This window comes from Gimesia fumaroli, assembly GCF_007754425.1.
Taxonomy (GTDB): Bacteria; Planctomycetota; Planctomycetia; order Planctomycetales; family Planctomycetaceae; genus Gimesia; species Gimesia fumaroli.
The window spans coordinates 4,165,919-4,176,687 of sequence record NZ_CP037452.1; the positions used below are offsets into that span (position 1 = coordinate 4,165,919).

Annotated in this window: 5 protein-coding genes; 1 reads left to right on the forward strand and 4 read right to left on the reverse strand. The window is 42.5% G+C overall.

The features are described 5' to 3' along the window. Nucleotides 1–27 precede the first annotated feature (27 nt). From Enr17x_RS15830 to Enr17x_RS15845, 4 genes are all read right to left on the reverse strand, one after another. Nucleotides 28–1,221: a formylglycine-generating enzyme family protein gene (locus tag Enr17x_RS15830; RefSeq protein WP_145310359.1), complete on the reverse strand. Its 1,194-nt coding sequence runs from the start codon at nt 1,219–1,221 to the stop codon at nt 28–30. A gap of 60 nt (nt 1,222–1,281) precedes the next feature. Further along, nucleotides 1,282–6,351 (reverse strand): EF-hand domain-containing protein, encoded by a 5,070-nt coding sequence (locus tag Enr17x_RS15835; protein WP_145310361.1) that lies wholly within the window; start codon nt 6,349–6,351, stop codon nt 1,282–1,284. A gap of 220 nt (nt 6,352–6,571) precedes the next feature. Beyond that, complete coding sequence (locus Enr17x_RS15840; RefSeq protein ID WP_198000601.1) at nt 6,572–7,450, reverse strand: CREC-EF hand family protein; 879 nt, start codon at nt 7,448–7,450, stop codon at nt 6,572–6,574. A 218-nt stretch (nt 7,451–7,668) separates the two neighbouring features. Next, entirely contained in the window at nt 7,669–8,643 is a 975-nt protein-coding gene (locus Enr17x_RS15845; RefSeq protein ID WP_145310364.1) for a DUF1559 family PulG-like putative transporter, read from the reverse strand. Nucleotides 8,644–9,341: 698 nt separating this feature from the next. On the opposite strand from Enr17x_RS15845, the gene Enr17x_RS15850 reads away from it, so the two are divergent. Further along, on the forward strand, nt 9,342–10,340 hold the full coding sequence (locus tag Enr17x_RS15850) for a DUF1559 family PulG-like putative transporter (protein ID WP_145310366.1): 999 nt from the start codon (nt 9,342–9,344) through the stop codon (nt 10,338–10,340). Nucleotides 10,341–10,769: the final 429 nt, after the last annotated feature.

Sequence of the window (10,769 nt, forward strand, 5' to 3'; positions counted from 1 at the left end):
AGCCGCCCTCTTGCTGTTTAAAGTGGGTTATTCTACTTCTTCACCAATCCTGGATTCATACCACCACCGAGGATCACGGTGAAGAGTTGGAGAATATTCGTATTCACCGAAATCAGATTCTGGATCAATTTCACATAAAATGCGAAATCCATTGCGAACATTTCTTGATCCGGGAGCTCGCTCCATTCGTCTTCCGGAGCGACAATAATACTCGTTACTTCCCCAGCACCCACCTCGTAATACTCGGGACGCCCCCGTTTGTGGCCCCTTCGGGTCGACTTTGGGAGAATGGGAATAATACTCCTCATCACACCAGTCCATGCACCATTCGCGAACATTACCATGTGTATCAAAAAGCCCGAAATGGTTTTGAGGAAAGGTCCCGACAGGGGATGTGTTTGCATAGCCATCCTTCCAGGGAGAGGCATCCTGCATGTGTACAATGAGTCCCGGATTTACTGTCTGGTCAGAGTGATTTTCCATGGGCCCATAGAACCACAGACTATTACCTGTATTAAACACTGTTTCTGTTCCTGCACGGCAGGCAAACTCCCATTCCGCCTCATACGGAAGACGATAGGTACGATTTTCTTTTTCGCTTAACCAGCGACAAAAAGCCATCGCATCAAACCAAGTGACATTCACAACAGGATGAGCTTCATTCTGTTCAAACCCCACTTTTTCCCAGGGATGAAGTGGATCTTCCACCCAATTTCCGGCACTCAGATTTGCTTGGGACACTCCCGCTGCATCACGACGAGGATCAATCTGGTAATTTGTATCCTTCACGAATTCCCTGAAGTTCTTTAAAGATACTTCATGCACACAAAGATAATACGGCTTCGAAAGAGAGACTTCATGTTGAGGTTGTTCACGCGACTTGACCGCTTTCTCATTAGGCCCCGCCCCCATTGTAAATGTGCCGGGAGGAATCAATGCAAAACGCATCTCAAGTGAATTCTGCATTTCTTCAGGAATATTTAAATGAGTTCCCCAATCAGTCTGAAACGCAGCAGCTTGTGCTTCTGAAAAAGGAGCAATTGCCGGTGAAGCAACCTTTGTCGATTCTGGCCGCATCACCCAGGCAAAACAGAGTAAATCACCTAAAAAAAAGAGAGCGACTGCTATTATTACAATACGTTTTCGTTTTACGCTTGTTTGAGTTTCACTTTTTTCAAGATGTGATTCGGGCTCTTCGATCAGTTTTTTTTGATTTTGCATTTACAATACCTCAACAACTATTTTGCAGTCGCCTGCCCCCCAGGTAAAAACCAACTCTACTTAACGGGCTGCACTCATCTTCCCGGCTTTATATACAAGAATTAGAAGACCAAGCACTAAAATAACTCCAATACCGATCAGCATGTTTCTTGAGACCGACCAAGGTTTATTGGAATTAACATTTGCGACTTCTGGATCGGGAGACGGAATAATTGGATCGTTCAGTTTCAATTCTGCCAGAGTCAAGAACCCATCATGATTCAAATCGAGCCATTCAAACTGAGTTTGGAGAGTTTGCGATGGTTTATCGGTGGGCACATCACTAAATTCTGATATTGCAAGTTTTCCATCGCCATTAATGTCTCTTGTCGGTAACACGATATCGCTTGTCGGCTTAGCGTCTGGAGTTGCCTTGAATTCATTGAGACTCAGTGTGCCATCTTCATCCGAGTCAAAGCGTTTAAAAATTTCTCCCAAATATTTTTGAGGGCCTGCTCCCGTTCGATAAGCAATAAATTCTTTGAGATCTACTTGTTTATCCTGGTTTTGGTCGCGACTTGAAAAAAGGATCTCAGCATTTGGATTTGCCATTGGGCAAGCTTTAAATTCATCGAACGACAAATAATCGTCGGAATTTCGATTGAAGTGCGCAAAAATGATTTTAGCAGCAGCTTCCGATTTTGGAGAGTAATGCCTTCCAAGATATTCGGAAAAGCTTAATTGAGAATCATTATCTTTGTCTTTATTTTTAAAGATCGAGATGGCACTGGGAGGTACAGGACGATCTTCTGGACGAATCCAGGCTGCTGGTGTACCTCCTGTAAACGTAACCGCGACATTACGAGGACGTTGTTTTGGATTTTTCATTCGTGTACCAGGATCACTCGTTTTGTACTCTTCCCAATTGACAAAACCATCACGATTCCGATCCAGGGTTTGGAACCTCTTTTGATTGGTTAATGCATAAGTTCCTGGAGAACCATTCTTTTTCTTTTCATCAGGATACATCTCTACAAAAGTAAGAAGCTGATCCTGATTTTTGTCATAGTATGCAAATATCGCTGGAGTTGGAAACGATGTGTTATTGAGTCGATAAGGAAATTCATCCCAACTTAATTCTCCATTTTTATCACGATCATATATTGTAAAGTGCTCTTCTGCGAGAAGTTTGGCACCTCCTTGCAACATGCCTGCAAATTCTCCTAATTCCACTTTTCCATCATTGTTATTATCTCTTACTCGTGAAATAGAAAGCCCAATGGGATTTGCATCGGGTGTTTTTCGAAATTCTGTATAACTGAGTTTTCCATCCTTATTATCATCAAAAGCTTCCAGCGTGCGCTGCCCTAATATCGGAAAAGTACGATAGTACCGAACGCTGAATTCTTCAGCGTTTAGAAAATGATCATGGTCTTTATCGCGCCACCAGAAATCTTCCCAGGGGATATAAAGCGTACTGGGATGATATTTATATTCCTCAAAAGTCAGAGACTTATTTTTATCAAAATCGACTTGCTGAAATTGTTCTTTTACTTTTTCAAGAACCTTTTTGGGTTTATTTCTCAAATATTCATCTGCACTTAATTGCTGATCTTTATTACGGTCCATGGAGAAGAATGACCATTCATGAAACATGATTTCCGGTATGGAATGTAAGATTTCTCCATCTGCAATGATCCAATTTGCCAGTGGTGTCTCTGATGAAAACTCTGTGACTGACAACTTGTTGTCGTGATTTAGATCTCGTTTAGCAAAAAGGTCATCTGCTGTTTTGAGCCAGTCTTCATATTCTGTTTTCGACCAGGGATCATTAGGCGTCTGACGGTCTCGAAATTCCTCTAAACTTAGCAACTGATCTCCATCAGTATCTAAACGGAGAAATGCCATCTCAGAATCATAAAGAATCGAGTATTTCGGAATCGTCGGATCAACAGGAACAGGAAACTCATCATGGCGAAGCCAGCCATCTTGATTGATATCAAATTTGGAAAAATAGAATTTAGCCAACTCAAGTCGTTTTCCTGATTTATTACTTGTAAAATCAGATAGATTTAATTTGCGGTCTCCATTTTTATCTGGTATCCCCAAAAGACCAATGGGTTGTGCAACGGGAGTTTTTTTGAATTCTTCCAAACTGAGCTGCCCATCTTGATTCTGGTCGAAGCGATCAAAAATAAAACCCATAAACATTAATTGCCGATATTTATGTTTTGAATTAAATTCAACCAGTGATAATGAGCCATCGCCGTTGGTATCCAGATATTCCAGTTTTGAGAGGGCATCCGGCCGCCCAGCTGGAGTCAATTTGAATTCGACAGCAGTCAAATATTGGTCCTGATCTGTGTCAGCCTGTTTGAAATTCGTAGTTGCTCCTTCGATTTCCCGATCCCGTTTTCCAGATAAAAATTCATCAGCAGAGAGTTTTTTATCTCCATTCGTATCTTTTTCATTAAAAACAGTAATAGAATCCCGTTCTAAACCAGCCCCCTGATTCTTAAATTCATCCTGATTCAGATAGTCATCATTATTGGCGTCATAATAATGAAATGTGCGTTTCAGAGCAGCCGCATAAGCAGTGGGTTTCTGTGCTTGAAACTCAGACAGACTCAGTTTTGAATTTTGATCTCTGTCATACAGAGCAAACAATTTGTTTCCATCAGGATAGAAATAACTCAAGCTCGAAAACTCTGTTTGCGAAAGTGCCTGATTTTTATTTTCATCATGTAACTGGAATTCGTATTCCAGATCTTTGGGATCAAGTCCGGAAAGAACTAATGCAAGCTCAGAAATCTCCAAACGTTGATCCTGATCGACATCAACGCGCGAAAAGAGTAATTCCCAAGATGGGGTAAATTCATCTAAACTGAGTTGCTGATCTTTATTAGAATCTAGGCGATCAAACGTTTGATCGGCATATTTGACAAACGCTTTTTTCCGATTAATGGCCCAAGCTTGTTTCTGTTGACCTTTTGTCAATTGTCGTTTCTTAAACTCATTCCGATCGACCAAACCATTCTTATCAATGTCCAGTTTTTTGAATACAACTTGATAGTCCTCTCTGAATAAAAGCCCCGTACCATTAAATAAATCCGTAATAATGGGAAATTCGGAGCGTTGTAAGAATTGATCTTGATTAGCATCGAATGCTGCAAAATATTTTTTAATCTTATCCGCATTGTCTCCAGTGCGAGTCCCCAGACAATCTTTCAGACTGATCTGGTCATCACCATCATAATCTCTGATACCTAATAACAGATCCCTGAATCGTAGAAGGTGGGCGGGCGTTTGTTCCCACTCCGAATAAGAAAGAAAAGAGTCTTTATTTGAATCAAATCTGGTATGTATGTGACGCATCAAAGCGGCCAGGCGAAAATATTCTCCCCGCAAGGCTTCTTCTTTTGTTAACTTACCATCCCGATTCAGGTCTTTCCATTCAAAGCGAAGTTTGCTGGATGGCCCTCCCAAGGGAGTATATTTGAACTCGCCAATTTCAATTAATTGATTCTGATTCGTATCGTACAGTTCAAACATGGACTCATACAAATCAGAATTCGGATAGGCCTTTGTAGCGACCCACTCCTTAAAAGAAAGATTCCCATTCTTATCTAAATCATAATATTCTAACTTTGAAAACACATCGGGCCGTCCAATCGGACTTAACTTGAATTCCGCAGGAGTCAATAATTCGTCTTTATCTTCATCAGCAATCGAAAATGTTTTGAGAGCCCAATCGACTTCCCGCTTTGATTTAATTCTCAGAATAAACTCTTTTTGAGTCAGTTTTCCATTTTGATCGATATCCTTCTGCTTAAACAACGTAATGGAATCCAATTCAACGCCTGTACCACGATCACGATATTCAAGCAGACTGAGTTCATCATCGTTATCAGCATCGTAACGATGAAAGTTCCATTTTAAATCAGCCGACGCGGAAGCAGGCTTTTGTCTTAAAAACTCAGAAAGAGAAAGACTTTTACTACTGTCAATATCAAGAAATCCAAAGAAAATGTCGTCACTGGGATAAAATAACGGTGTGACTTTGAATTCATCGAGGGAAATAGACCGATCGTGATCTTGATCATAGAGATCAAAATCATACTTTACTTTCTGATGTGAGATTTTTTTTGAAACCCAGACTCGATACTCATCTAGATTGAGACCATTGCTTTGATCTTGATCGAGTCTCGTAAAAAATAAATCGACAGGAGGACGGAACTCATCCAGACTCAGTTGATGATTCTGGTCTTGGTCAAATCGATCGAATATTTTTTCTACATTCGTTTGAAACTGATGATAACGGGCGCGCGTATACTCATTTTTCTTCACATATTCAGGAAATTCATATTTCTTGAATTCCTTCTGATCAAGGACATTATTCGCATCAGTATCAAGTCGCTTAAAGATAACGCGATAGTCCCCCCCCCAAAGCGTTGTCGAACCATCAAACAAATTCGTCTTTACGGGAAATTCATCACGACTGAGAAACTGGTCCTGATTAAGATCGAATTTCTTGATGTGCTCAGCCAACTCTTTCATATATTTCTGGTTTGCGTTTTCCAGAACATCTTGATAACTGACGCGATCATCTCCGTCTAAATCATTGGTCTTCAATAACTGACTTCCAAGTTCTCGATTGCAATCAGGCGATTGTTCCCATTCTTTGAAGGAAAGCATCTCATCTTGATTTGAATCGTATCGTTTCAAAACGTGTTTCGCTAACGCAGCGCGACGACCAGATTCTCCGCGGAGTATTTCACTCAACACGAGCTTCTGGTCACGATTTTGATCTTTCCATTCAAAACGAAGTCGTCTGCCGGGATGAGCAAGAGGAGCATACTTAAATTCATTTCGGGAAAGATACTTGTCATTGTTTGAATCATGCTGATTAAATTGCCCACTTCGTCGCAGATTTTCATTTTGGTCAGAATTTCCCTGATATTCTTTAAGAGATATTCTGCCATCTTCATTTGTATCAACACTGAGGAACAGAGCTTCAGAAACTGGCTGTCCAGGTTTGAGTGCAATGAGAGGAAACTCTACTTGCGCAGTGCTATGCCTAGAAAAACTTAAAATAATGCCCGTAACGACGACCAACCGAACAGTGAAACAAGGATATTGCTGTAAATTCATGTTCTAAATCCATGTACTATCAATGATTTCCGAAGTGAAGTTTTCCAAAGATCGAAATAAGCTGAGAAAGTCCCTTAGCAGATTTCGTATATCCCTGAGATAACCTGAATCTCAACCAGCGTTTTCTCTTCATAATTAACACTAGACCACGAAAACAATCTTCAAACACAAATTCAAATCGTTTTTCGTTAAGATTAAATCAGGCCTTCGTTACTCCTGATTAACTGTGAGCAACGAATGTTTTTGACTCTTTAGTAGAAGTTTTTGGCTGGCGTTTCCCCAACCAGAACACAAAGACGAGCACAAGCAATCCGTCAACAAGTAAAATACTTGCTGTTAACCACTCTTCCATTGACCAGGAGTTTGCCAGTTTGCGTCTACGTTTTAGTTCAATGTCACGCGCCTGGTATTCTTCCCAATCTAAAAACTGATCATTGTTTGTATCAAATTGACGAAAACTTTTTGACATCCAGTTCGAAGCACGGGGAGGATAAAACAATGTTAGCTCACGCACATCGAGCATATTATTTTCATCCTGATCACGCCCCACGAAATGGGCCTGCAAGTCAGGCCGTGCATAAGGCGTCACACGATATTCTTTAAAAGTGAGCGTTCCATCACTGTTATAATCATGCAAAGCAAACAACGACTGCGCTCTCTGAATTTGTTCTTTCTTTTTGATTCCAGCTAGAAACTCCTCCTCAGAAAGTGCCTCATCATCATTGAAATCCCGTTGAAAGAACAGATATTGCGGACTGAGTAACCGACCTGTCCCGCGATCAACATATTCCTCAAAGGTTAATGAGAGATCTTCATTCAGATCAGCGCGAAAGAACGCCATACGTCGCCATTTTAGCGCGTCAGGAGGAACCTTGAGCATAAACTCCTGTAGACTCAGTTTCTGGTCCCGATTCCGATCACGCCGCTTGAATTCAAGTTTGTGATTTGGCTTATGATTCTTGGAAGGAACAAAACCACGCTTGCGAAATTCCTCAAAAGTAAGTCTGCGATCTTTGTCGAGATCCCATTTCGTAAATTCTTTGTCCTTGGCATCAGCAACTTTTCCGATACTGCCTGCCAGATACTCGGAAATGTCCATCAGGCCATCGTGATCTGTGTCCATTCTTTCAAAGACAAGCTCACGCTGCGTTTTCTTAGGCTGCTTTTCTTTTTTTGAAGGCGCTGCACCAACGCAAGGAATCGACGATACTAAGAAGAATATCAATGAAATAGAAACGCTTGATTTCATCTTTTTTCCTCCGGTTAATCTCTGCACACCTTAATTGTTCGATACCCCAAACGATTGAAATACGTTGTTTATTGAGTAAAGCCAGAGGGGCCATCGCCGGCAATACTGCCAAGATATCTTAGGATTGTCTGGTTAATGGAATTGCTAATGAAATGAACGGACCCATCAGCCAGCGCAACGAAGGCACCACCAACGTGCTCGCTCCCCATATCTTCAAAGTGAGCCCCATTCGGTCCATCACATTCGGTCCCGTTACTGCAGCTGGAAAACATGACAGAAACAGCGCCTACCGCCCAACCATCGCGGCTCGTTGTATTGTCCGTTCCCTCATTCAGACGCTGTAGCTCTCCCAACATAAATGTATTGCTGGTTCCATCGGTAATATGAGCCATCCGAGTATTTGAGTTGACCTGAAAGATGCCTTTACATGGTCCGGCCGGACGGTTGCCATCAGGAACAATCCAGCTCTCATGAGCGCCACAGTCATGCCAGCCGTTGCATCCGCCAACACAGCCACCGTAGTCATTGCCGCCGGCACTCCAGTTTTGAAACATGATGGCGGTATCCGAACTCCTGATTCCGTTCCGTCGGGAAGGACAATAGAAAATCGGAATATTACGTTCCGCCACAGCGACATTATCAGAGACGCTCTTCGTAAAATTCCACTGATTGTAGCGATTGGCCTGATCTATATACGGCAGGATATGCAGCATCCAACTGGTTCCCTGCTTGCCTGCGCCTCCGGATGCTTCTGACCAGACATCAATGGCACCAAAACCGATCCCCGATGCGCAAATCACAACATGATTTGCAGGGTCAATGGCGACCCCACCAGGCGGAAAGACCTGATGTGAGTCATGATAGTTGTGTAACGCTAATGCCAGCTGCTTGAGATGATTACGGCACTGAGTTTTACGAGCCGCCTCACGAGCCTGCTGCACAGCCGGCAGTATCAGAGCGACTAAAATCGCAATGATACTAATCACGACCAATAGCTCTATTAGCGTAAAACCACTACGGCGATTTTTATTATGCTGGATCATCAAAGAAACAAATCTTTCACAAAAGGATTCTTATTCTTTGCACCAGTGCCTGTGCATTGTAACACACTCTACATATAGCCTGCTGTATAGTAATCCCCTTTGTATACAAATGCACGAACAAAATAACAGTTTGGACCAATTTTCTCCAGAAAGCAGTCTATTCCTTCATCAATTGATTTCCTGTCAGGTCCCCTATCATTTTTTTCTTTATTTAATGAAGAACGAGAGCCCTTATCTGAACAATTCATTCTCAGTGAGACCAGGGACGGTCCACACGCTACACCACTGCGAAGAACTTGCCAGAGATCTTTCTTCCACCTGATTCCCCTGTCAACCCAGGCCTGTCTCGCTTCCGTGTTTTTGAAGGGAAGTGAGCTGAAAAAGAAAAATAATCCATGATTACTGTCTTTCTACCGTAGATTCTAACAAAGATCCCAGACTACATTAGACGAATCTTCCGACATGATTCCTGTTGTCGAAGCGGGTTCTGGCAAAGCCGTGGAATAGACAAATCCATTCATTTTATTCCCACAAAGATTTCCGTAAAGACGCTGAATAATTTGATTCAGCACAACGATGGTAATATCATCAATACTCAGCTGTGATATGTGAAAGTCCTTTGTTGACTAGCAGATGGCGAATCGTCACAGATCTCAAAAAAAGATCTTCATTCAATAAACGACCCTTCTGGAATTAAAATGACCATCAGCTTCCAATGCAAAAAGTGTGGTAAGAGCTACAAAGTCAGCGATGAGAAAGCCGGCAAGAAATTCAAGTGCCGTCAGTGTACCGCACCCGTTCGTATCCCTGAAGCTGATGTGGACGACTTCTCTGACAACTGGGAAGAGGAAGAAGCCGAATATGCCCCGGCTCCGCGACGTCGCCCTCGAAGTGCTTCAAAGAAAAGTAAGCCGAAACAAAATCATAAGAAAAAGTCGAGTGCTGGTTCAAACCAGAACCTCCTGATCATCGGCGGAATCATAGTATTACTGGCACTTGGTGGAGGCGGGTATTTCTTTTTCGCCGGAAGACCAGGAAGAAATCTCGTCAAATCAATTACTGATAAAGCGGACGATATCATTAACTCTGAAGGTGGCTCCGGATCTCAGAAAGTCAAGGTTTCTGAACTTGACAACATGAAGAAAATCGGCCGCGCCTTTCATGACTATCATGATTCCTTCACGCGTTTCCCTCCTGCGGATGCTCATCTCGTCGATGGGAAACCCCTCTTGAGTTGGCGTGTCCACCTGCTTCCCTTTCTTGGCCAGGCAGAACTTTATAAACAATTCAATTTGCAGGCCCCCTGGGACAGTCCACAGAATAGCGCTCTTCTGGAAAAAATGCCTGATGTATTTCAATGCACGGGAGTCAACCAGCCTGGCTACACATCGATCATGACCTTTTCAGGTGAAGGGACCCCCTTCTCAGGTGGACGCGGTGTACGCTTACGAGATATTCGTGATGGCTCTTCAAATACTATTCTCTGCGTGATAGCAGGTCCAGATAAAGCAGTTCCCTGGACCCAACCAGTTGATCTGCCGTTTAATTCTGGCAACCCGTCCAGTGTTTTGGGACAGTCTCCCAATGGCTCATTTTTATCTGTTGCAGCAGATGGCTCAATTCGCAAGATCACGTCGGATCTCCCTGCGCAAACACTACGAAACCTGATCCAGCATCAAGACGGAAATCCGCTGTAACGTCTTTAGTTTAAGTATCTATCGACTGATTCATCGACTGAATTCCTACACGTTCTCTAGCTCTCACTCACCCAATAGCGCATCAATATTTGGCTTAATTCAAGATCGGCATCCCCTTTCATACCCTTTTGTTAGGAATGTGCAATTCTGTGAATACATAAACAATTATGAACTTTTTTGCTGGATTGAGCTGAAGTCCATTGGTACCGTTGTATATATTTATAATTATTCCGTATATGCCGAATATCCTAAAAGGCCTGTATCACCCCCAAGCCAAGCAACCCGCTCACTTTAACAACGATCTACCATCTTTAGTTTTCTAAAGTTTTAGATACATCAGAAAGAATCTGCCCTCATGTTGTTGACGAACTGGTTAAGGTCGATTGCCTCTCAGTGCCGACCATCGCGCCCTCGAACTCTTCGCTCCCG